The organism is Rhodococcus sp. I2R (assembly GCF_020889545.1).
Lineage (GTDB): Bacteria > Actinomycetota > Actinomycetes > Mycobacteriales > Mycobacteriaceae > Rhodococcoides.
In genome coordinates, this window is sequence record NZ_JAHUTG010000012.1 from 124,428 (window position 1) to 148,835 (window position 24,408).

A 24,408-nucleotide genomic window follows, 5' to 3' on the forward strand; every position below is an offset into this window, starting at 1 on the left:
TCTCCTTGTCCGTTGTACCTGTTGAGTAGCCTCGGATGGGCGGTTTCCGCATGCAAACCCCGATCTGCGTCGCAACCGGCGGTTGAATCCCTGCCGTAGGCGAACAACCCAAATTTGCGCCGCGAATGGTGGCTACGTGCAGACTGCGGTGTGAGGCCCGCTCAAGTTCTATGGGAGGGTCGCTGGCCAAGGAATCGAGGCGTCAACCCTCACTCCGTCTTGGAGAGGTGGTGGCCCGGCGTCTCGCGTCGGCAACGACAGCAGGGTTGAACACGATTCGGTCGGGCATCCAGATACGATTCAGTGCTGTGACCACCTGTAAGAACGACCTTCCTTCCCGTCATGAGGTGGTCGATCTGTTCGCAGGCCCAGGTGGACTCGATGTAGGGGCTCAATGGCTAGGTATGAAGACCACTGGAATCGAACTAGACCGCAATGCCTGCGCCACCAGGGCTTCGGCAGGACTGCTGACTGTGCAGGGCGATGTCCGAGACTTCGGTCCTCACGACTTTCCTGACGCGACAATCCTCGCTGGAGGTCCGCCATGTCAGACCTACACACTCGCGGGGAACGGAGCAGGTAGGCATGCGTTAGAAGAGGTTCTTGCGCTTGTGGATGAGATGGCAGGTGGTGCAGACGTATCGACCAGTCTGGCGATGTTTGAGGACGAGCGAACGGGGTTGGTGCTCGAGCCGCTTCGATGGACACTGCAGGCTATTCGTCTAAAGCGTCCGTACGAGGCAGTGGTGATGGAGCAGGTTCCTGCTGTGTTGCCGATCTGGCAGGCAATCCGGACGGTCCTGGAACGACAGGGGTATGGATCGGACTGCGGGATATTGAGGACAGAGCAGTTCGGTGTGCCCCAGACGCGCCGTCGCGCCATACTGGTCGCACGCTGGCAAGGTTCTGTGAAGCTGCCAGATCCGTCGCATCAGCATTTCCGCAAGGGAATACCCCGGCAAGCCGAGATGGGGCTGGCGCCGTGGGTTTCGATGAACGAGGCCCTCGGCCGCGGTGAAGGTTTTACGGTGGTTTCGAACTACGGAAGCGGCGGTGACCCTAAGAACCGAGGAAGGCGCGACTCTGGGGAGCCTGCCGCAACGGTTACGGGCAAGGTCACCCGAAACCGACTCGAGATGGCGGATGGCACGACTACCAAGCTGACTTTGCAGGAAGCTGGACGGTTGCAGACGTTCCCACTCGACTACCCATGGTCGGGTAACGATGTCGGTCAGCAGATAGGAAACGCGATCCCCCCACGACTTGCGGCTCACGTGCTAGCGGCCGCAACGGATGCGACAGTCGACGGTGAACTCCTCGACGGGGCTGTTAACGCCAAGTGGCTGGAATCACGTGGCGGTGTTTGCGGAATTACAAGAACGGGTTCAACGGAGCGCTCCGATGCCGCTTCTTAGGTCATCGGCGCACACATGTCCGGACAGCGTGCTCGTTGCGGGCTGGTCGGCAACCGGTGTGGTCACGTGGCTCCTTGTGCAATCGATTCGGGCAGAGGGAAGGTACCAACAAGGAGCGAGATACGTGGAAAAGGAAATCGATTGGCGATCAGCGCTTCTGGCTCGGCTCGCTCACGTGACCATGCCTGCTCGAAAGACAGCCAGTGCCGCCTCGACTCGATTGCGCACACCGAGCTTGACGAAGATCCCGGAGATATGGGACTTCACCGTCGTCTCGCTGAGATACAGCTCGGAGGAGCTGTCCGCGTTGGTAGAGTAAGTAGCCAGAATACGCAGCACATCTCGCTCTCGCGGGCTCAGCAGGTCCATCGACACCGATGTCGGGGCCACTGGCAACACCGCTGTTGCTACAATTTTCCGCAGCGAATCCTCACTGAACAACGTGTTGCCCGATGCCACCGCTCGAACCGACTGATGGAACGTCTCGGGTGCCTCGCTCTTGCTCAGAAAGCTGTGCGCCCCCGCCTCTATGGCCCGTACCACCAGATCGTCCACATCCATCGCCGTCATCGCAATGACTTTCGGTGGATGGGCCAGCGCCATCAATTCGCGAGTGGAATCCAACCCGCCGACCCGTCGCATCTGAAGATCCATCAGTACTACGTGCGGCCGGAACGCCGCCACCGCAGCCGGCACCTGGTCGCCGTCCTCTACGTCGGCCACCACTGAGATGTCCGGAGTCTTCGCGAAGATGTCGGTCACCCCACGCCGAACGAAGGGGTCGTCGTCGACGATCAGAACGGTGATCACGGCTGGCGCTGTCATGGTTCGCTGAGCTTAGAACGCGACTCCGACACTGCCCGTCAGGAGTACCACGGCAACCAGCACGAGACCACGAACTCGCCTGGCTGCGCGCCAGCGAAGAACCTGCCGCCCACCCCGCGGACCTGTTCGCCCAATCCGGCCAACCCCGCACCCGACCCATGCGCAAACGCCGGTTGCCCCATCAGCTGGTTGCGCACTTCCACGCGAACGCCCGCCTGGTCCGACCCATGCACCGCCACCCGAATAGCCGAACCGCAGGCGTGCTTCTGCGCGTTGGTGAGCGATTCCTGCACCACCCGATACGCCACATGACTACTCGCAGCGCCGACGTCACCGGGCGTAACGTCGAGCATCAGCGACGTGTGCAAGCCCGCATCCCGTGCCGAGTGCACCAGATCTGAGATGCCCTCGACACTCTGCCGGCCACCGCCCGAGTCGGTGACCGATCCGCGCAGCACGCCGATGATGCGCTTGAGCTCGTCGAGCGCATCGTGCGCGGTCTGCCGAATCATCGACGCCGTTTGGGCTACCTTCTCGGGCCCATCGGCGCTGTTGACCTGCATTCCGCCCGCGAACAACGAGATGCGGCTGAGGCTGGCGGCGAGGGTGTCGTGCATGTCGCGGGCGATGCGGGCACGTTCCGCGGTCAGCAGCATCTCCTCGCGAAGTGCGTTGGACTCCACCGTCACCTTGTCTCGCGTGACCACGGCCTCCGTCAGATCGGACCGTGTGCGGCGCAGCAACGCTCCACCCACGACCAACCCGACCAGTACCGCCGCGACCACCCACGGAATCCACCCCGCGACATCCCACTCGACCGGCACCGACCCATCCTCGGCCTTCGTCGAGCCGAGGGTCAGAACGGAGTAGTACCGACTGCGATGCGCGTCGTACGTCAACGACACCCCGCACGCGACGTACACCGCGACGGCAGCCGACACCAGCCGCTTGGTGCGTGCGAACGCACCGACGGCAAACAGTGCAATCAACGCGGCCGTCGCATCGGTCGCGAAGAACAGCGGCCCGGCCAGCGCCAGTCCCAGAACGATCCATGGCCGCTCATGTCGCCAGACCAACGCGACGCCCGCGACCAGGTTGAGCGCGACGCCGATGCCCAGGTTCCACCCCGGCGTCCCCGACGAGCCCGCCAACCCGGCGGTCATGAGCGAGCAGAACAGGCTGAACGCCACCGCCGCCGTAGTCCAGGCCTTGCGGCGCAGGGTGCCTGTCCGTTGCGTGCTCACGATCAGGAGCGTACGGCCGAGCACCGACATGGCGGATCGCCCGATCGGTTCACATCACCGCCGGTGATGCGACCGAAAGGAGGAGGGACACCGTCCGGTCTGCCGAGGCGCGGACACGGCCGACTGCGGTGTTGTTGGTGCATCGCCGAACGAAAGGAATTTCGACATGACCACCAACAATCCGAACCCCCAGCCGCAGTACGCCCCGCCCGCTCCCGAGCAGAAGAGGAATTGGTTTGCCCGACACAAGATCTTGACCGTCATCCTGGCGATCGTCGTGCTGGGTGTTCTCATCCGGCTTGTCGTTGGCGGTTCTTCGGAGACCCCGACGGCTCCCGCGCCGGCCGGATCCTCGGCGTCGGAGGCCGCGGCTCCTGCGGCACCGGCCGAGCCGACACAGCCGGGGATCGGCGTCCCGGTGCGCGACGGCAAGTTCGAGTTCGTCGTCACCGCCATCGCACCACCCGTCGCGACGGTCGGCTCGGAGTATCTGACGCAGACCGCTCAGGGCGAGTTCGTCCAGGTGACGATTTCCGTCCGCAACATCGGCGATCGAGCGCAGAGCTTGGACGCGTCCTCACAGAAGTTGCTCGACGCAGATGGCAAGCAGTACTCGGTCGACAGCCTCGCGACCGCCTACCTCGACGAGGGAATCGGCTACGAACAGATCAACCCGGGCAACGCGCTGGACACGACCGTCGTGTTCGACGTCCCCGTCGGTACCGTGCCTGCCGAGATCGAGCTGCACGATTCAGCGTTCTCGGGCGGCACGACGGTCGCTCTCCGCTGATCGAGGTCAACAGGACATGGCCGAGGAGAACGTCGCGGAGTAACCGGCGGTGTTTGACGCTGTCAAGGCGCTAGAAGCGTTCCTGGAGTCCGGAAAGGGTTCTTCAACGTGAGCGCCGACCAGATCGCGAGGGTTTCAGCGCATTGGCGAAACGACACTTGCGCGAGAAGGGGCCTCGTCATTCACTGATCGGAACCGATCGCCATGCTGGTGCGTCTAACCTATCGACTGGCTCTGGATGAGGGGGATTCGTGCGGGTACGGGAGGCGATGCTGGTTGCCGGGGCCGTTCTGCTCGGGGGGTGCAGCAGCGGCGTCGAAGGGAGTCCAGTCGCCGCGGAGCGGTGGGATCCGTGCAGCATATCGCCAGACGCCATTGCAGCGGCGGGCCTGGATCCTGAGTATCGCAACGAGGGATGGGGAACAGGCTTAGTCGTTGAGGACTGGGCAAAGTGTTCCTTCAAGCCACCGGGGACGGAGGTCCCATACTTTCTCAGCGTCGTGTCGTCGGTTGACCACACAATCGACGAAGCTCGCAGAAACTCCTCGAACATCGACGGTCGCGACATCGAGGTCGCCGATCGAGACGGCTTCCAGTACCGAACGCGGGTGGGCAACACCGGGAGGTCTTGCGATATTGCAGTGGATCTGCCGCCCGGAGTCGTGGTATTCGCGGTACTAGATATGGAAGAACTGGCGGACAATGAGCTGTGCAGGTTGGTGCTCGAGCACACCAACGACCTGGCAGCATCGTTGCCCAAGTGACCAAGTAGGAGTTGCAGACATGGGAAATTCAGGCGAACCACTCACGCATTGGCAGGCGACAGCCACATCACAGTCGTCGAAGAAATGAAGGTTGTGTTCAACAAGTTCTTCACTGCGACGGAAGCCGTTGACGACGCAAATGCCGCCAACGTTCAGGCACACGGGCCGAAGTAGCGAAACGCACGAACAACGACCGAACTACGACCCAGCCCGGTAGGTCTCGCCAATCTTGATCAGCCGCCCTCGGCGAACTCCTAGATCAATGACTGTTTCCAACCGCTCACGTGTCTGACCGGTCAGACGCTTCTGGTTGAAAGTCGACAAAGTCTGACGCAGCAGGCTGTCATAGTCAGGCTGCCCCGCCCGCGCGCAGACCGACATCATCGCGTTGATGATCTCCTCCGGCGCTACGTCGGACAGCGGACGCGCCAGGTCGCTGGGAGTTCTGCGGAACCCGCGCCAAGTCCCACGGTCCAGTTCCTTCGGCCACACGAAGTCGCCCAGTGCCTCGGACCGTTCGATCAGTTCCTCGGGTACGGACTGCAGGACGAAATCGCGCCGAGCAGCCGCCACCCTGTCGAACCCGAACCGTCGAGCAACATTTCGAGCCAACCGGTCAATTGAAATGGGGCCTTCGATCTCGACAGTCTCCTGAACGGCCCTCAGAATCGTGTTCTTCACCGCTGGTGAGTGCACTCGATCGAGATCGTCGCGGATACCCAGGTTCGAACTTGAAGCCTCGACGTACTCGATATTGCGACCGTGCCAATCCCGCGGCTGTACCAACGACAACGCAGGTTCGTCGACCGTCGCCCGCGCTATCAGAACCGGCTCCATGACTTCAGGTTCGCGGCTCTCCTCAGCGGAAGGTTTGAGCCACCGCTCGGCGTCGGGCGCGAACTCCTCGGGGGATTCGACGAGGAATTCGACCTCGGTAGCTGCCGACACCGCAATGGCCGCGGCTTGCCCCTCCGCTGCCGCGTCGATCTCCGCTTGTCTCGCGGCCATTCGTTCCTTGGAAGTGGCAACTGCATCGCCAACCTGGGAAATGGCCGAGTCGGGGTTGTCGATCCAGTCGGGCAACCACACCCGCACCGATGAACCCCAATGCATCATCGACTCCAAGAGCTGAGGCGTCAGATCGCGGTCGGCCACGGTAGGACGCTGCGCCCACTGAGGGCCGTCCAACATGACCGCTACCTGCCATCGCTCTGAACCGGGTTCACGGACAACCAAATCCAACACGAAATCGGACAACCCGTAATTCGCCTCGACTTCGTACCCATGATCACGCAGCGACTGAACCAACCCAGCCTGTACCTCATCGGTCGCGCCCTTCGACTGAACAGCCGGCGCGTCCTCCCCGCGGGAATCCTGAGCCGCATGTTCGAGATAGCCCCGCAGATGCGCCATTCCCACCGACCGTGTTCGCGACAGGTCGATGTCGGTCGGGTCGAACGAGGTGAAGATGACCACCTTGCGTCGTGCACGGGTGATAGCGACATTCAGTCGCTTCTCACCGCCGGTGCGCGTCAGCGGGCCGAAGTTTAGCGGCAGCTTGGGATCGTTCGGTTTCTTCGAGAACGCCGCACTGAACAGAATGACGTCGCGCTCGTCACCCTGCACGTTCTCGAGATTCTTGACGAAGATGCCGTCGTCACGGTCCTCACGCAATTGGTCGAGGATCAACGGATCGCCCGATGCTTCCAGTAGATCGCGTACCAAGGTCTGCTGCTGCGCGTTGAACGTGACGACGCCGATGCTTTGCGAGGCCAAATGGGCGTTCGCTAGCCGGCCGCGGATCTCCTCAACGATCGCCTCTGCTTCGACGATATTGGTGCGCAGACGGTCTTTGGTCTCACGGTTGAAGTGCCCGTCGACGCGCCGCCACTCCACACCTGCGGTGTCGTCGCCACCTGGTGATGGGAGGCTCGCGAGCCGGCCTTCGTAGTACTTCTCGTTCGAGAACGCGATGAGCGATTCGTCCTGGCTGCGGTAGTGCCACGACAGCCACAACCGTGGCACGCCGGATTCCACCGCTTCGGTGAGAATGCTGTCGAGATCATCAGGGATGACCTCGTCGTCCTCGGTGTAGTCATCGCTGTCGTTTGTGCTCACCACACCGATAGCTGTTGGCGGCATCTGCTGCGAGTCACCGACGATGACGGCCGAGCGGCCGCGTCCCAACGCACCGATGGCCTGCGGAACCGTCACCTGGGATGCCTCGTCGAACACGACGAGATCGAAGGTGACCGAGCCGGGTGGCACGAACTGCGCAAGGGAGGTCGGACTGACGAAGAAACACGGTGTCGCTTCGAGGATGTAGTTCGCGTAGCGATTCATCAACTGCCGGAACGTGGTTCCGCCGCGCTTGGCGTCGAGGGCGCGTCGAAGGTGGCCCACGTCGCCCGTCAACGAGCCCGCTTGAAACGAGCGCCGCCCAAGAAGCGCGGCCGGGAGCGCACTGATCTGCTCGGATCGACTCGCCGCGGACGCATTCGCGAAGTCGTCGATCTGGCCGTCCTTGATCGCCCGGTCGAAGTGCGAGAGACCGTGCTTGCGGCGGCGCTCGCTGAGCGATGTGCGTGCCACGCCTCGCATGAACGCGATCTCGGCTTGGTTCGCGGGGATCGTGCCGGTCAGTAGCTCGTGGACGAGGTCGGTCAGCCCCGCCGCGCGGAGAGGGTTGAGGAACGCGGTCATGGTGGACCACTGGCGTATCGGCGCACTGCCATCCGTCTGGACGGCTTCGAGCCACGACTGCGAGTCGCGTTGCCACGCGGCGAACCAGTGCGAGTTGTTTCGCCAACGGTCGATGTCGGTGTCGGTCGAGCCCAGAATCTGTCGCCAGCTCCGCCATGCCTGCGCGAGTCTGTCGAGCGTATCGGTGTCCTGCGGAGTCAACGGTCCGGTGGCAGTGAGGATCTGCCACAGCTGAGGTTGCGTCCGCACGAAGTGCGCAGTCTGCTCGACGTAATCGAAGGATGCTTGCAGTTGCTGAGTTGCATCCGCAGCGATCGGATTCCACGTCGGTGGTGCGAACTGGGTCAACAATTGGTGCATGTGCTGCACTGTCTGCGAGGTGAGTCCACGCGCTCCGGGAATCGACCTCAGGAGGGGGAGTGCGGATTCGGGATCGAGTTGCACGCCCGGTAGCAAGGCCGGTGCCAGGTCACGAACGAACTGTTCGCTGCGCTTCTTCTTCCCGAACAGTCCTTTGGTCGCGTCTTCCGCGGCGAGTGCGAGTGTTTCGGCGTCGCCGCTCGCGATGAAGCTGGGTGTGAAGACCGACGTGAGCGGGCCGCACTGTTGCTGCAGAAGCGAGATCCCCCCGAGCAAAGCCTGCTTCGACGCAGCCCACTGGGCAGATTGGGCGTTGGTCAGTACATCTGCCGTCGGAATCGGACGGCCGAATTGACGTCGCGCCTGGGGGAGCAGATGCTCTATTGCTTCAGGATTGGGAACCTGCTCGACCACGTAACGCACCGTGGGGCTTCGATGAACAGCGTCGAGCGCTGTAGACAGCCCAGCAGTGACCGCCCGGAAGTGATCGTCGGTTGCCTGAGAATCGATGATTCCAGCGATGGTCCAGGGGTTGTCGCGAGAAATCGAGATCGATCGGGCGGCTCGCTCGAACTGCTGCAACGCGCGGGTGATCTCGGGTACCGACACCGACGGGTTGCCGACGAACGAAGCTGGAACGGTGGCGACGGTGCCGTCGCCGAGACCGAGGAGGGTGTCGTAGGCAGACCACAACGAATGATCGACGCCATTCTTCTGGTGGATCTTCGTCGGATAGTCGTCGAGCGGGACGTGGTGCGACCGAACATCGGCGAGCTTGGCTGCCCACGACCGGTAGTTGTAGCTGGTGGAGTGTTCGATCGCACGCTTGAGCTGGTCGCGAATAGCGTTCGCGCTCTGGTTCTTTCCGTGCAGGTCAAGCGTGAATTTGGTGAGGCCGACTGCGTCGAGGCGCTTCTTGACGACGTCGAGCGCAGCCTGCTTCTCTGCTACGAAGAGCACGGACTTTCCCTGCGAGAGGGTATGCGCGATCAGGTTGGTGATCGTCTGGGATTTTCCGGTTCCGGGTGGGCCTTCGAGCACGAATGTGTGCCCGTCGGCTGCCAGCGCGACGGCGCGCAGTTGAGATCCGTCGGCGGGAATGGGTACTGGGACGTCGAGTTCGTGCACGGGTACTGATTCGATGTCGGAACCGTCCGGTCGACGCGAATCGCGGAACGACTCGCCCGCGCTGTGTGTCAGGTGGCGAACGATGGGGCTCTGTTCGAGGATGTCCCAGTGGTCGGTGAGGTCCTTCCACATCCCGAAGGTGCCAAACTGGCAGATGGCGACCGACGCCGTCTCGTCGATACGGAAGTCGAGGTTGTGCTCGACCAACGCAGAGCGAATGCCCTTGAGAGCTTCGTCAATATCGATCCCGTGCTCATCGAGCGGCGGGTTCTCGAGGGCAGGGATCGACGCATGGTGTTTGATCCGCAGCCATTCGACGAGGCAGTAGTTGGGTGTCGAGACACCTGTGGTGTCGACGGTGAGCTTGAACTGGCTTCGACCCGAACCGCCCACGACCTTCACCGGCAGCAGGAACAGGGGAGCGCGGGCGTCCTTTCCGCTGCTCGTCGTGTGGATCAACCCGCCGAACGTCAGGTAGAGGTTGGCATTGCCGGTCTCCTCGAACATTGTGTGCGCAGTTCGCTGCAGATGCTTCAGCCGCGCTGCGTACGTGTCTTTGGTGACGACGGCGTGAATCCGCTTTCGGTCGCGAAGGTAGTCGAGGATGGTGGCGTCGTCGATGTCTTGGGCCCGTCGGGCGCCCTGCAGTTCATGGATGGAACTGAGTTCGTCGTGGGGGATCAGTTCGATGTCGGTGCCGGCGTGGACGAGGTCGTCGAGTAGAGCCAGCCCGGAATTGGGGACGTGGAGGTCGATGACCTCGCGCATGGGCTTGAGGTTGAGAAGCCGGTTTCGGGTGCTCAGATCGAGGAGAGATCGCTTCCACTTCTGTACACGAGGTGGGGCCGTGTCGGTGCTGTCGAGCACGAGGTCCGAGGCGTCCTGCGCGTCGAGCAGGTCGGCCGGAAGCCCGAGATCGGCTGCCATTGGAACCGACGATGACGGTTCTGCCTTGACAGCGGCGACCTCGTCCAGACTCGGCAATGGCCGGACACCGTCTTTGCGTGCCGAGGAAATTGCGATGACGCCGCGCAGCGCGCCATGATCGGCGAAGTGCCGTCGCGCATCCGCGACAGCCTGCTTGAACGTGCCAGCAGATGTGGTGTCGTAGTACTTGGCTTCGACCGGTACGACGCGGCCGGACTCGACGAGGTTGAGCAGTGCGTTCGGTTCGGTGATGGTCGAGTGCGCCAGTTGGCTTTCGTCGCGCAGGAAACCCGCAAACGAGTGGCCGTCGATCAGCCAGATGACCGGCCGAATGCCGACGGCTTCCAGGCATGCGGCGAAGGTGACCGAGAGGTCGATGCAGGTGCCGAAACGCTCGTCGAGCACCTGGGAGGTGGTGCGGATCTTCTGTCCGGTGTCCTCGAACGACGCAGGCGGATTGATGTAGCGGATCTGCTGATGGCGTAGGGCTTCGTAGATTCCGGCCGCGATCTGCGCGGCGCGTTCCGGTCCTTTCTGATAGCCGCCGAGAGAAGGGTCGCCCGTGGCCGAACTGAGCAGATTCGAAGCAGCATCGAGAACGGTATTGACTGCGCGAGTGTTGGGCTGCACGAAGGCAGCGAGCGAATCGTAGAAGGCGGGAGCGTTGAACCACTCGTTGTGGGCCAGCACGCGAATCGGCGCGTTGAGAAGGATGTCCTCGCCCCACAACCTGGAAACGGTGACGGCGATGGTCGCAGAGTGGCTCTCGTTGAGCCCGCGCAAGTGAGGTACGGGCGGAACGATGGCTGAGTAGTTGGACCAGACCACGTCTTCGCCGGCGCGCAGCGCGCCGTCGTGGACGTCGACGCGCTGCGGCGACAGTTCCGTGCCGGCACCGAACAACTGAACCGACGCCTTCACATCCACGACATCTGTGTCCGAGAGGTTCACGATCTCGACGCTGGTAATCAGCGGAACGCCATTGTGGACGAGCGCGAGATTCACGGCAGGGTGGGCGTGGATCTCGATCGACAGCCCGTCGACCACCGTGCGAAACGGGTTCTGATCCTGGTCGAGATCCTGCATCTTTCCTCCGAACTCCGTCGTCCGGCGCCCCGATGACCGGGGCGACGAGTGACGGCAACGCCGTCAACCTTCACACGCTAGGGCACGCCACCGACAAAGTGCCGAGGAAACGGTATCGGACATTTCGGCGCGATGTTTGCCGATGCTAAAGATGTCGGGTGTGGTTCATTCGAATGAATGATGCCGCGTTGATTCCCCGTCGAGGTTCGCACATGGTTGTCGGCAACGTGGGCTAGCCTGCTGCCTGACGGACGATCCGAGGGGACCCGAATGAGTGACGTCGGTGTGCAGTGGCGGCCATACCCACTGTGGGGTGGGCGAGGAGACTGGTGCAACGAAGCGGTCTTTGGGACGCACGCCTATGTCGACGCCATCCGCGGGACTCTGGGGTCGGATTTCGACCCCGCTGGCTCGACCGTTCGACGCACTGTCGAGTTGATTCCCGAGCCAGACAATCCGCACGACCGATACGCAGTGTCCGTCCGGGCGTCGAACTACTTGATCGGCTACCTGGCGCGCGAACGCGCAATCTTGTTTCACAACCGGTTGATGGAGTTGATCAATCGCGGGCTTGTCCCCACGGCGCCTGCATCGATTCGCGCATACGATCAGAACCGGTGGAACGACAGGCCCGGAACACCGATTGACCTAGCCACCAATATCGAAGTGCAACTCAGTGAGCCCCATCTCATCCTCCCGGGCAACGAACCACCCGAAATGCCGTACACGCTTCTTCCGAGCGGCGGGGCTGTTCAGGTAACCAAGGCCGATGAGCACTTCGACGTCTTGCGGCACTTCGTCGAGCCGGAGGGCGAGCTGGAACTGTTGGTCACACTGCACGAAATCGACGTCAGCACAGCCAAGACCGAGAAGAAAGCCGTCGAGGTGCGCGTCGACGACCACAGGATCGGGCAGCTGACGCCTCAGACCAGTGCAAAGTTCCTGCCCGCCATGCGGCATTTGAAGGATCGCGGTTTGCTGACGGTCGGCCGCGGATGGTTCAAGGGTTCCTCGGTCTCGGCGCAGGTGTCGCTGATGGCTGCGAAAGCCCATGAGCTGCCTGAGGACTTCCTGACCGGGGAACCAAAGACCGTCATCTCGTTGAACCGGCCGCGTCGGACGCCAGTTGCTGCAGCGAGTGCGCCGGAGGCGTCGGCAGGCGAGACTGCCACAGTCGCTATCGATCTCGTCACTTCGCAGCCGCTGACGCCATGGCAGCAGAAGGAAGCGCTCAAACTGTTGCGTGCGGCGGCGTCGGTTGTGGGCGACACCGCCGAAGATCCTGTGGTGACAGCTAGTTCGGTCCGAGCAGTGGTCTTGCGAGAACACTCGGAAGCGATCGCAAACGCCATCGCGGGCATCGAGGATTCGGACTTTGCGTTGGCGAACGACTTCCGCAGTTCGATTGGCTGGTCCTGATCGATTTGTGTCGGTAGCGAGTTGTAGGCCTTGGCTGTCTCGAAATCTCCGTTCTGTGGGCTGTGTGAAATTTGGAGTTGAGCATTGATGACCATTCCTTTTGGCTGTGAAGGTCGCACTGAGCTCGCTGTGGGCAGGAGGGTGGAATGAAGCCGCTCCTGCACGAGACCGTCGCACGGTGGGCCGAGGATCATCGGTTCGGTCCGGAAATGAAGTTCACGGAAGTCGCAAGTATCGGTCTGCCCGCGAACGGCCCAAAGGCTAGTGGCTACTACCTCCTGCGATTCGAGAGCGACTCCTACTACCTGGGAGAGTCGGTAAATTTACGATCCCGGATGGGTGGGCACAAGACGAAGTGGGGCGATGGAATCGCGACGGTGCGTCTCTTGGCTGTGACCGCCTCCAAGCAAGAACTCAAACGGGTCGAACGGACTCTCACTCACGATCTGGAGTCAATTGGTGCGCCACTTCGAAATGTGCTGAACGCGAGCGTCACCGCTGGTGTCGACGCGCTCAGTGAGCTACTGGATGATGCGGCACAGGAAAAGTGGCTGGCGAACCCTGGTGCCGACAACGCTTACGATTCGACTCCGCTGAAATCAATTACAGTACAGTCGATTCGATATTCGACAGCAGCTCGCCGCTACGTCGAGCACTCCGACGAAGCGGCTGTCACCGCACTCCTGCGTACCTTCGTCGAAGCGTGCATCCCGGCCCCTCGCGCAACCGAGTTTCAATACTGGTCTGTGAGCACGGGGACATATGGCACCACCAGGTTTCCGCGTCGCTTCTGCGTGAGCGTTGGCAAGATGGAGGTCTTTGTCGTCAACGCAGACAAGCAGCGAGGAGGTCAACTCGGCGGCTTCGTCAACATTCGGGAAAGCGTGCTTGACTCCCTGGTGGATGACGTCGATGGCTTCCAGTCAGAGCACTCTGGTGTGGAGGTCTCGGAGACTCGCTATGACGACGCGGGAGCTGACACTTTCAAGCTGCGGGCTGAAGGGCTCGACGCACTCACCAAGCTATTGTCCGACCCCCGGGTGTCGAAGGCCGCTGGAGCGCTCGTTCTCGACCTAATGAGGAAGCACTTCTGCATCTATGCCAGGTATCACTGCCCGCAGCTGGTCGAGCGCGTCTACCCGGGCCTGAGCCGCGACTCAGGCAGTGAAGCGGAGGCTGTCATCTACACCGGTATTGGACCGACCTCCGTGGTGGAAGCCATTCAAAACGTCCCTGGCCGAGATTGTGCTGGCGATGAGTCCGAAAAGCAGGTCGAAGATCTTGGCGACGTAGAGATCTATTGGGTGGTCGGGCCGGGAAGCCGCGCCTCGAAAAGAAATCAGTTGTCAGACTTTGTTGCTCGTGGTGAGTGGCGAATGGATTCGAATTCTCGCTATGAGGCCAAAGTGGCCAACATGCGGGTAGGCGAGCGAATCGCCGTTCGAACGCGGAGAAACACAGGCGAAGACGTGCCTTTCGACAATCGTGACCACCCGGTATCGGCAATGGACTTCCACCTGCGCGGTGTCATCACACACAACCCGGGGGATGGTTGCTCGGTGGGGGTTCGGTGGGACGACGCCTTTGCTGTGCCGCGCCGTTTCTACCTCTATACAAGCCAGGACGTGGTGTGGCCAATGGTGCTCGGGCAGTCCACCAGTTGGGACCAAGTGATCAAATTTGCCTTTTTCGATGAACCACAGGACATCGATATGTTCAGAAATTCACCGTTCTGGTCTCGACGATTCGGTGATCGTTGATCGCCGCCGAGGTCGTACCGCTCAGGCGCATACCCCGCGTTCGTCACTTGCCAAGCTGAGCTCCGCTGTTCGGACGACATCGCTTGATTCCCGGGACGGCTAGCGTCTCGATGGTATGAGAATCGGTTTCGGTCATGTAGGAGAGTGCGTCACTTTGACTTTGTCTGAGTCTTGCATCCCTCGAAGGGTTCTCGGTATTGCCTGCGTCGCAGTTCTGGCGACTGCGGCGTGCTCCGACTCCAGCAGTGTGGCCCCTCCAGTACCTTAGGCTGATCAGCTCGCTGTGCAGCAGGTGGAGTCGTCGGCCACGTCCACCGCCGAAGCCGCTGCGTCATGTCCACTCACAGGCTTCGTCATTGCGTGGGATGATACCGAAAACGTGCACGTCGGCACCATCGACCCTGAGACTGTCGAATATGCCGTCGGACCAAATTTTCGAGATGGGAGACTTCGCGGTCGCTCCGAATTCACCGACGACCATTGACCAATCCTACTTTCGCCGGTTGGTCTCGCCTGACTTCGAATTCGCCTACGCGCAGCGAATCGTCGACGGTGACCCGCATGTCGGATGGGGTCGACACAGCCGGAAATTTTGCGGATGTCACTGCGAGCGTTGCCGGTCCGCGCACCGACCTGAGCGGTCCGCCAGATGTGAACGGGCACGGCTTTGATCAGCTCGGCAAAGGCCGACACACCAACCGAATGCAAGGTCGATGCTAATTGATGTCGCAGCACTATTTGCGTGTTCGCCATACCTCGGAGCGCAATCAACGTGACAAAGCGAGGCTGGCCTCGCCGAAAAGCATCCGAACGGAAAGGGTTGCCAGCACGAGCGATACAGCAGCGTTGACTGCAAGGCAAGCAGCAAGCGACCAGCCGTCATACTCTCCGGAGATCGTCTCGGATAGGCCAATTGCTACGTTTGAAAATGGGATGGTTTCGAATACTCGTCTGAGGTGGTCGTTGGACGCGACTGCCGATGCGCCTCCCACCGAGACCGGAATGAAGGCCACCAACGAGACCCAGTACTGCGCCTCCTTGATCGTCCTGGCCAAGCCGCTCACGAATAGTAACATCGCGCTACATAGCGTGAGTGCTGAGAGCGTGAGAATTGCAAGCGTAAAGGCGCTGCCGGCGCCGATACCGGCTTCGACTACGTAATCTAGACCGAGGTTCCACGCCCCCCGTGGCCTAACGTGACCGACGCAGATCAAGAAGGATAAGGCCAGTATTCCAGACGTCGCCGAGGTGACGACAACCGCGCAGAGCTTACCCATTATTATGCTCAGGCCGGGGGCGCCCGAAACACGCAGACTTTCGAAGGTGCCGTGTTCTTTTTCGGCCGCTATGCATTCGATGGCGACCGAAGTGCCCGCCAGGGTGAATAGGGATAACAGAAGCACTGGCAATAGATAGCTTGTGATGGCAATGTTTGCTGGAGCCTGGCTGAAGAAATTTTCCACCAGAGTCGTTGACCTTGCTTTGTCCATAAGCGTCGGCTGAAGCGGGTCCCAGACTCCATTTTCCGGCAGTCCTGAATCTGTGAATACTACTATTGCCTCGGCCGTCAGTGCAGTCGAATCCAGCGACATCGGGCTGGGTATGAGCTTCCAGGATTCGTCACTTTCCTGTATCAACGCTAAATCCGATTTTCCGCGCACGAGGTCATCCCACGGGGAATCGCTCCACTTGACATTCCACACGCGCTGTCCAGTGTCTCCGACATCCGTCCGGTTGAGCCTGTCGTCGATGTGTTTCAGCAGTCGCGAGTCATTAGGGCTGAAACTGTTCGAAGAGACGCTCAGCTCCTTGTGATCCAACTCAGAACTGGTGCCCTGCGCGAACAGTAGAAGGCAGAAGAGCGGTCCGATAAGGGTCGGGATGAACAACAGTACGAGCGAACGGCGGTCGCGCAGTTGCTGGCTCAGCTCTTTTTTGAGGACGACCCAGAGATTAGACATGACGGAACCCAGTCATTGCCTGTCGCAGCGCGTCGGCCGCGGGTGCTGGAGGTAGTTCGTCGAGAGAGTGGCGATTTGAGCTAGTCACTCCTCGTTCCCACAGCACCCAATAGTCGGCGCAATGTGACACGATTTCGTAGGCGTTGTGTCCGGAGATGAGAATCGACGTGTCGTCGAATGCCGCGCTGGCGATGAGCTCTCCGAAGAGCTGAAGTCCATCAATGTCCATGCCTGTGGTGGGTTCGTCGAGGAGCAACAGGTCGGGTTTGTGAACCATCGACCGTGCGAGTGCGACCCTTTGTCTCATTCCGCGAGACATATCGCGGACCTTCTTTGTGGAAAACCAGTCAACGTTCAAGCTTTTCATTATTTCTTTTGTCGCGGCTTTTGATTCTCGATGCTTCATTCCAGCGAGCTCCGCGAAATATCTGATGTTCTCCTCAGCGGTCAGGCTTCCATATAGGGAGGCATCGCCGCCTAGAAAGAGGCTGGTACGCCGGCGATTTGCCGGGCTTGCCCGGTGCGACGGTTCGCCGAACAGGAGTACCGTGCCATTATCTGGAGCGACAAGGCCGCTAATAAGCCTCATCAATGTGGTCTTTCCCGACCCGTTGGATCCGACCAGTCCTACCCGCTGCCCACGTGCGATATCAAAATCCGCTCTATCGAAGATCAGTTTTGAATCAAGGGTGAAACTGAGGGAGCAGCCTTGAACGATGATGTCCGCGGACACGCTGGTTCCTTCGGATTGGATTGAATGAAAAGTCCGGTGGAGAATTCCGGTGGAGAATGTTGACACTCTCCACCGGGCATCGCCGTTAACGACGACGATTATTTCTCTGCCACAGCGCGATTGTTGCGCCGAGAAGCGCGGCACCGCCAAAGAACAGCATGCGATTCACCTCCTTCTGGTTATTTACTGCGATTACTTCACATCGATGGCAGGTGAGTGTTTCGGAAAGAAGCACCTCCACTCACCCGTCATCAAAAATCAGAGTATTTGAGGTTTTCTGGACTGTCTGTCTGCTGTTCAGATGAGATTGGCGTCGGTTTCGATGATCCAGGAGGACGCCAGATTGCGAAATGCCCCTTGGGTATTGCGCTGTGATCGAAACATACTGCAGATCCGCGGGTCTGACCGCGTCTTCGATGTACGAAAAGGAAGCTAGTGGTCCGTCTTTGAAGTCGTTTTACGGGTGGTTTTCTTGAGGATTTGCTCCGGTGTCTTGGTCCAGACGAACGGCTGGGCGCGTGGGTTCCAGGCGTTGATGAACGCGCGGATCTTAGCGGTGAGGTCGCGTACGTTGCGGAAGGTTCCGCGGTGGATCGCCTGTTGTTCGATGATCCCCAACCACACCTCCACGAGGTTCGTCCAGGACGCCGAGGTGGGTGGTGTGAAGTGGACTGTGATGCGGGGATTGTTGGCGAGCCGGTCACGGACTTCCCGCTTTTTGTGCGTGGCGTAGTTGTCCATCACCAGGTGCAATTGCTGGTCCGGGCTCGCTACGTGTTTGAGGAACACCAGAAATTCCTGGTGACGGTGCCGTGGCCGGCAGATCCCGGTGACCTGTCCGGTGGCGACTTCGAGGGCCGGGAACAGTGTCGTCGTACCGTTGCGGGCATAGTCGTGGGTTTGCCGTTCGGGTATCCCGATCTGCATCGGCAGTGTCGGTGCGGTGCGGTCCAACGCCTTAATTTGCGACTGTTCGTCCACGCACAACACGATCGCGTTCTCCGGTGGCTCGAGATAGAGGCCGACTATATCGGTGGCCTTCGCAACCAAATCCAGGTCGGTGGAGAATTTGAATGTCTCACTGCGTCAGAGCTGGACGCCATGTTCCCGCCATACTCGGGCGACGGTAGCGTGCTCGATCTTCAGGTGCTCGGCGAGTAGTCCTGAGCTCCAATTGGGTGACGCCGTATTTCGCCGGTGGAGGTGTGAGTGTGACCGCAATCAGATTCTTGCGGTCGAGGGTGCGTGGACGTCCCGATCGTTCCTCGTCGAACAGTCATGCGGTGGGGCGGTTGAGGTAGAGCACGCATACTGAGTCGGGTGTGCTTCGGGGCTGCCGGTGAAGTCGCCCGTGGGTAGAGTCGAGTCTTTTCGTACTTGCCATTGGATGCGAGGTGGATTGCGAAGCCCCACCGGTTGGCGGAGCCGTTGTATCCGCGTGGTGAGCTGCGACCCATGGCTTGTTCACTTATTCCCGGTTCCGTTGCATGCAGAACAATTGACCCAGTTCCCGAAGTCGCTGTGCCCGCCCGATCCACCGCAGCGTGGGCACGTCGCGCGCCGCAAAATTGCCTTGATTACTGTCATTGTGGCTCCTTGCGCTGAGACTGATTCCGACATGCGTATGCAACCATGAATGATTGCCTGCGTGATATCGATCGTTCACCTGACAGACGCAGAGCTATTCGGTGCGCGGAGGTACTTTTTCAAGGATAGAAAGTCGACCATGATCGAAACGCACTGCGCATCGATATAGTGTCGACGTGCCACAGTGAATGGCCTACTTCTGCAATACGGTGCTGCCGTCCACTGGACGAACGGAGCTGACGAGTTTCGCGTAGCAATGGTCGCGATCCAAATTGTTGGCGACACACCAAGTATTCGCCGACTCGCCTGTCGGATAGGTTTCGCCCACGGCGGTTACCCACCAATCAGGGGATGAAAAGGTGCTCCACGATCCGCTCCAAATGAGGTGCGCAGACGGGTATCGGATCCTCATCTGGAGGTGCTCTAGCAGGATGTCGGCATTGGTCCATGTTTTTCCCTCGGCGACCAAGCCGGGCTTCTTCGAACTGATCTGAGGGATCCAGCGATCGGCGAGCGAGGAGGCAACGACGGTACGGTCGGAGTCCGAGATGGCGCGAAGTGCCTCCGCTGCAGCCATTTCTGCGTCACCCGATGTGGGTGCGGCGGCGGTCGATGCGGATAGCGAGACCTCCTCGGACGCCGATGCATTCGATGAGTCGCTGCTACCTGGGTCGATCTCGACTGAGGTGGATGACGACAGAGTCGACGGGACCATCCAGAAAGTTCCGAGCGGAAAGGTCAACGTCAAGCGACTGTCGCCGTCGCCGGTGAGCAAAGCGGGGGCGGACGAGAAGTCGAACACGCCTGCGGCAACGTTGGTCGGTCCGTCGACAACGTTGATGCGCACCGACGAACTCGACACGACAGAATCGACCGAGCATCCACTTGCAGCGGTCACGTCGAGCACCAGCCCTGACGTCGACAGACGCGCGTCATCGACGGATGCGACGGGCGCGGACGTGCAGGTACCGACGACATTGTTCGGTGCTTCCCCGCTGGCTGCATTCGCCGCTGGGCGAGCAGCGGTGTCCATCTGTACGTCGTCAGAACTCCGGGTTGTTCCGTAGACCCCTGCTGCGACTAGAACCGCCACCACGACGAGGCCGGCTGCCGCATAGAGGTACTTTCGGGGCGTGGCGGGGTTGCCTGTGGAGGGTTCTGATGCTGATAGCGATGGGTATGAGGTGTCGGTGGGAGTTGCAGCGGGTCGGTCCGGCAGCGGGAACAGTGGTTCGGGGTTATCGGGCATGCGACCCGACCTTTCTGGACGCAATTCTTTGCGGATCAGGGGCCACGCATGAGGGTAGTGCAACGTTGCATCGATGGAGGTCAGAGTGATGTCGTTCGATCGAATGACGCGGCGCGAAAGGGTAATTCAGCACGGCAGGATCAACGCCGGGTCGCTCGCAGTATTCAGCCACTTGCCGTAAGCGTCGCCACCCTGCAGGCGTACGTCGTTGCATAGTTCGGTTGTGGTGTAGCCCGAAGGCCGGTACACAGCGTAGATGGGATTGCCCTCTGTGCTCTGGTGCCGCAAGGATGGGCACGATCTGTCGGTGCGTAAGTACCTAGCGCCCGGATTCGACGCAAGCGCAGCAGCGACTTCCTGGGCATAGGCGCCGGGGCTGATGGCGCTGTGAATCACCACTATTCCCGATCCGTCGCACGCTGGAACGGTCAACGGCACGGAAAGGCCGAGGTCGACATCCGAGACGGGCGGAGCAGCTGCGGCAGCGGTAGGCGCCGGACTGACAAGCGCGGGTGCGATGGGTGCAGGATCGGCGACCTCGCGATCGGGCGCCGACGGGCTAGGAACCTCGGCTTCGGTGGACTCGGAAACTGGCCCTGGGGCCACGGGCTCAGCGACCGCGGGCCCTGCAACAGTGGGCTCGGCGCGACCGCGGTCGATTCCGTAGAAGGCTGCTCCGACCAGAACGGCTGCCACGGTGACGCAGATACCGACATACATAAGAGTGCGGTGTTTGCCGCTGCGCGGCTCAGAGCTCGCTGGGCCATTGAGTGTTGGGTATGCATCGGTGGTGGAAGAAGCCGACGGTTGGTTCGGCACCGGAAACAACGGATCGGGACTGTCAGGCACTCGCCCCTCACTTTCTGGACGCGCACGTTCAGATCGAGAGAAGGTGCACGTGCTCAACGCAACTTACTGCTTTGGGGTACCGAGCGCCGTCGTTCGAACAGCTGATTTCCGTCGACCGCTAGTTGCTGGAACCGACGGTGCCGGCCAGATCGATTCCCGTCGCACCAATCGATCTGACCGGTCACGAGGCCAGCGGGCTCACGAACTCCCGAGCTGCACGCCGCCCACGCTCGAAATCGCGTCCAGCTTGCGCAACAGCGACCAGCGCTTGGTGACGACCCGGTCGCAGGAGGCGGCCATTCCGACCCGCGAGGCCCACTCCGACATCCACACGTCTACCTCGGTTCCTCCATCGACTGAGTCCGACAAGTCAACTGAAATGACGGGGTTCTTCGAGCCAATGGAACTAAGGCCGATTCCCCGAGACTGAAAATTCAGTCGCCCGCTCCCGTTCACCTGCTTCCACCCGATGCCCTTGAAATGAGTGAGCACGGCTTGCTCGACGTCGACAGGTGGAGCTGCCACTACGACGTTCGATTGCTGTTTCGCCATCACGCTCAGCACGTAACCGAGGACGAGCAATCCGACGATGTAGACGACGACGAACACCATCGCAGTTTCCGGGCTGATCGCGACGCTCGCGAAAAATCCGACAAGGGCCACGAGTATCGCTATACCAAAGACCTGCATGATTTCCTTTCGAAGATTAGTGGAAATGGACCGGTTGTCTACTTCCAGTGGCCGCCGTGCTCGTTGCAGGTCGAGCCCGTGTTGTTGCATTTGCTGCAGGTCAGCTTGCCGAACATCCCGCTGGCCCGGCCGCCGTTGCAGGACGAGCAGTCGTGGACGGGGCGGTAGCACTTTCTGCACTGAGACATGGACAGTATTCCTTTCGAAAGGTGTGGTGGGTTCTATTCGAAACTGTGCATGAGACGGCGTGGCCATTCAATCATCTGGTCGCAGTACATGACTCGGTGATGATCGAGGGCGCAGAAGGGGCTCCGGGGGTTCGGTATGTCGTGCAGCAAGGCGATTCGCGTCTTGTTCCACGAAAGGAACTCGGCCATGTCTCCGATACGGACGACTCGAAGTGCTGCAGGAGTGAACGGCGCCCTGGCGACGTTCCGGAAGGCTGTCGAGACCACCGACGCCTATCCACGGTTTCTGTCCGAGCTGGGATTCGACCCGAACACCGTCGCGTCAGCACCGGACTTCTCGCTTGTCCCGCCTACGACGAAGAAAAACTACGTGCATGCCTACGAATTGCCACAACTCATCCCGGCAGGCGACGCCACCTCGACGCGCATCTATTCGTCCAGCTCAGGATCATCTGGTCCACCTACTCATTGGCCGCGTGCGAAGCTGTCGCTGGACCACAGTGTCGTTCTGCATGAGCGGATCCTGCGCCAGCTGGGTGCCGACAGACTGTCGACTCTCGTGGTGGTGTGCTTTGCAATGGGCAACTGGATCGGCGGAACCTACACACTTCGTGCGATCGAAGAGCTGCACGACCGCGGGTTTCCGGTGTCTGCAGTGGCTCCGGGGGTCCACGTCGACACCGTTCGTGTGGACGTGGCCTCACTCGGGAAGCACTACGACCAGGTCATACTTGCCGGCTATCCACCGTTCGTTCGCGACGTCCTGGACGGCGCCGGGCACGACGTCCTGAGTCAGAACATAAAGTTCTTGCTGGCAGGTGAGAGCGTCGGAGAGAGCTGGCGAGACGGAATTCTGAGGCTCGTGGGGAAAGTCGACCGACCGCAGGACATGTGCTTGGTCTACGGCACCGCTGACGCGGGGATGATCGGGCACGAGACATCGACGACGATCGCGGCGCGGCGTTTGGCGTTGCAGCACAACGAACTCGACGCGACGCTGTTCGGTGGGTCCGCCGCGTCGTCGACGTTGGTCGAGTACGATGCCTCTCTGCGATACATCGAAACCGACGAGCGGGGCTACCTACTGTTTACCGTCGACAACACGATTCCCTTGGTGCGCTACCGGATCAACGACATCGGTGAAGTCATCACCCCCTGTGAGCTCCGTCGTCGGTTGGCCGACCTCGGTCACGATCTCGACGTGGCGACCTCGACCGAGCATTCGCAGTTCGTCGTGGTGAAACAACGCGCTGATATTGCGGTCTCGTTCTATGCCGTGAACATCTACCCTGATCCGGTCCGCGCCGCACTCGCCGATCCACAGTTGACCGACGCGATCACCGGCAAGTTCGTTCTTGGACGTCGTACAGGCAATGACCTCCGCGACACCTTGCACTTGCACGTCGAGCTCCGGAAGGGCGTTGAGTTGCCAGTAGGTCCGAATGCGGAGTGCGCCAGAATGGTTCGCCGCAGTGTAGTGGACGCCTTGATGTCATCGAGTAGTGAGTTCAACGAGCTTCACGGAATGTACGGGGCCGCGGTGGAGCCAAAGGTGGAATTCCATCCATACGGGAGCGAGGGCTTTCAATTGCAGATCAAGCAGAGCGCTGTCGAGCGGGTAGGTTCGCTGTGATCGAGATACTGGACCCCAAGACCGACTCTCGCCGGATAGACGAATTGTTGCAGCCGAACTGCGGTATGCACTACGTCGACGGATGGAAGTCGGCCCGATCGGAGCTCGCCGCAATCGACGCGTTCGGACCCGCATCCGTGAACTGGGACGACGATCGGGTCATCGAGGACTCGAGCCGCTACATCGTTTATCCCTGGCGATCCACAATGGTTCGGCTCCCGGCTGACGAGCACTTCTATCGTTTGCGGACCGCGCGCAACAGGTACTTGCTGGACGATGATGAGCAGCGACAATGGGGATCAGCTTTGATCGGAGTCGCAGGGCTCAGCGTGGGTGCATCGGTGGTGTCGGTGTGCGCGCTGACAGGGGCGCGGCGATTCCGCATCGCCGATCCCGATACCTTGGGGCCCAGCAACCTGAACCGACTGCAGGGTTCGGTGTGCGACCTCGGGATGTCCAAAGTGACCCTCGCGCAACGCCGACTTCTGGAGACCGATCCGTACTGTGACGTTTCGGCACATCCGAACGGCTACGACAGCCTCGATGGCAGTTTCCTCGGCAGTGTGGGCGGAGAACAGCTATCCGTGCTCGCGGAGGAAATGGACGATCTCGCACTGAAAGTAGTAGTTCGGCAACAGGCTCGGGTACTTGGTATTCCAGTGGTGATGGCAACCGACAACGGTGACAACGTCATCCTCGATGTCGAGCGGTACGATCTCGATGCCGACTATCCGCTGTTCCACGGCAGGGCAGGCGAACTCACCGGAATGGACGTCTCGGAGCTCAACGACCCTCGCAACAGAATCCGCATCGCGAGCGCAATCGTCGGCAGTGACGTGACTCCTCGTACCAGGTATTCGTTGACGCAGGTCGGCCGTTCGCTTCCATCGTGGCCTCAGCTCGGCACCGCCGCCAACGCTGCCGGCTCAGTCGCGGCGTTGGCGGTGCGCTTGATCGTGTCGGGTGCAGACATGCAATCCGGTCGGTATCGCGTCGATCTCGACCGAATCCTGCTGGGTGACGCGGCTGCGTCGGCAACCCGGTGGAACGAACTCGACGAGTACGCCTTCGCAGCTTTGATGGCGCAACGCTACTAG

The 24,408-nt window shown here is 60.8% G+C and carries 16 protein-coding genes; 7 read left to right on the top strand and 9 right to left on the bottom strand.

The window, feature by feature from the left end; translation table 11 throughout:
• The first annotated feature begins 170 nt into the window (after positions 1–170).
• Positions 171–1,415, top strand: a complete 1,245-nt coding sequence (locus KVY23_RS14630; protein WP_268995124.1) for a DNA cytosine methyltransferase — start codon at positions 171–173, stop codon at positions 1,413–1,415.
• Positions 1,416–1,586: 171 nt separating this feature from the next.
• Here the strand turns inward: KVY23_RS14630 and KVY23_RS14635 are convergent, their stop codons facing one another.
• Positions 1,587–2,240: a response regulator transcription factor gene (locus tag KVY23_RS14635; RefSeq protein ID WP_230557206.1), complete on the bottom strand. Its 654-nt coding sequence runs from the start codon at positions 2,238–2,240 to the stop codon at positions 1,587–1,589.
• A 38-nt stretch (positions 2,241–2,278) separates the two neighbouring features.
• Complete coding sequence (locus tag KVY23_RS14640) at positions 2,279–3,484, bottom strand: histidine kinase (protein WP_308070942.1); 1,206 nt, start codon at positions 3,482–3,484, stop codon at positions 2,279–2,281.
• Positions 3,485–3,650: 166 nt separating this feature from the next.
• Here KVY23_RS14640 and KVY23_RS14645 point away from each other — a divergent pair, with 166 nt between their 5' ends.
• Both KVY23_RS14645 and KVY23_RS14650 read left to right on the top strand, forming a co-directional pair.
• Positions 3,651–4,274, top strand: coding sequence for a DUF4352 domain-containing protein (locus KVY23_RS14645; RefSeq protein ID WP_230557208.1), 624 nt, complete (start codon positions 3,651–3,653; stop codon positions 4,272–4,274).
• A gap of 269 nt (positions 4,275–4,543) precedes the next feature.
• On the top strand, positions 4,544–5,038 hold the full coding sequence (locus KVY23_RS14650) for a DUF3558 family protein (RefSeq protein ID WP_230557260.1): 495 nt from the start codon (positions 4,544–4,546) through the stop codon (positions 5,036–5,038).
• Between the two features lie 198 nt (positions 5,039–5,236).
• Here the strand turns inward: KVY23_RS14650 and KVY23_RS14655 are convergent, their stop codons facing one another.
• Positions 5,237–11,242 carry a DUF3320 domain-containing protein gene (locus tag KVY23_RS14655; RefSeq protein WP_230557209.1) on the bottom strand — a complete coding sequence of 2,002 codons (6,006 nt, stop codon included), beginning with the start codon at positions 11,240–11,242 and terminating at the stop codon, positions 5,237–5,239.
• A gap of 270 nt (positions 11,243–11,512) precedes the next feature.
• Here KVY23_RS14655 and KVY23_RS14660 point away from each other — a divergent pair, with 270 nt between their 5' ends.
• Together KVY23_RS14660 and KVY23_RS14665 are read left to right on the top strand one after the other, a co-directional pair.
• The gene (locus KVY23_RS14660) at positions 11,513–12,661 is read left to right on the top strand and encodes a hypothetical protein (RefSeq protein WP_230557210.1); all 1,149 of its coding nucleotides are present in this window, start codon (positions 11,513–11,515) and stop codon (positions 12,659–12,661) included.
• A gap of 146 nt (positions 12,662–12,807) precedes the next feature.
• A complete protein-coding gene (locus KVY23_RS14665; protein ID WP_230557211.1) occupies positions 12,808–14,421 on the top strand; it encodes a GIY-YIG nuclease family protein in 1,614 nt (537 codons plus the stop codon).
• A 767-nt stretch (positions 14,422–15,188) separates the two neighbouring features.
• On the opposite strand, the gene KVY23_RS14670 is transcribed toward KVY23_RS14665, so the two are convergent.
• From KVY23_RS14670 to KVY23_RS14695, 6 genes are all read right to left on the bottom strand, one after another.
• Positions 15,189–16,382, bottom strand: coding sequence for an ABC transporter permease (locus KVY23_RS14670; RefSeq protein ID WP_230557212.1), 1,194 nt, complete (start codon positions 16,380–16,382; stop codon positions 15,189–15,191).
• Positions 16,375–17,115, bottom strand: coding sequence for an ATP-binding cassette domain-containing protein (locus KVY23_RS14675; protein WP_230557213.1), 741 nt, complete (start codon positions 17,113–17,115; stop codon positions 16,375–16,377). Before KVY23_RS14675 ends, KVY23_RS14670 begins: the two co-directional genes overlap by 8 nt.
• A 432-nt stretch (positions 17,116–17,547) precedes the next feature.
• Positions 17,548–18,165, bottom strand: coding sequence for an IS630 family transposase (locus KVY23_RS14680; protein WP_230557214.1), 618 nt, complete (start codon positions 18,163–18,165; stop codon positions 17,548–17,550).
• 730 nt (positions 18,166–18,895) lie between these two features.
• Positions 18,896–19,951, bottom strand: coding sequence for a hypothetical protein (locus tag KVY23_RS14685; RefSeq protein WP_230557215.1), 1,056 nt, complete (start codon positions 19,949–19,951; stop codon positions 18,896–18,898).
• A gap of 126 nt (positions 19,952–20,077) precedes the next feature.
• Positions 20,078–20,671 carry a serine/threonine protein kinase gene (locus tag KVY23_RS14690; RefSeq protein ID WP_230557216.1) on the bottom strand — a complete coding sequence of 198 codons (594 nt, stop codon included), beginning with the start codon at positions 20,669–20,671 and terminating at the stop codon, positions 20,078–20,080.
• 327 nt (positions 20,672–20,998) lie between these two features.
• The gene (locus tag KVY23_RS14695; RefSeq protein ID WP_230557217.1) at positions 20,999–21,490 is read right to left on the bottom strand and encodes a hypothetical protein; all 492 of its coding nucleotides are present in this window, start codon (positions 21,488–21,490) and stop codon (positions 20,999–21,001) included.
• Between the two features lie 375 nt (positions 21,491–21,865).
• Between KVY23_RS14695 and KVY23_RS14700 the strand changes: the two genes are divergently transcribed.
• Together KVY23_RS14700 and KVY23_RS14705 are read left to right on the top strand one after the other, a co-directional pair.
• Positions 21,866–23,311: a phenylacetate--CoA ligase family protein gene (locus KVY23_RS14700; protein ID WP_230557218.1), complete on the top strand. Its 1,446-nt coding sequence runs from the start codon at positions 21,866–21,868 to the stop codon at positions 23,309–23,311.
• Positions 23,308–24,408, top strand: a complete 1,101-nt coding sequence (locus tag KVY23_RS14705) for a ThiF family adenylyltransferase (RefSeq protein WP_230557219.1) — start codon at positions 23,308–23,310, stop codon at positions 24,406–24,408. The genes KVY23_RS14700 and KVY23_RS14705 overlap by 4 nt, the downstream gene beginning before the upstream one ends.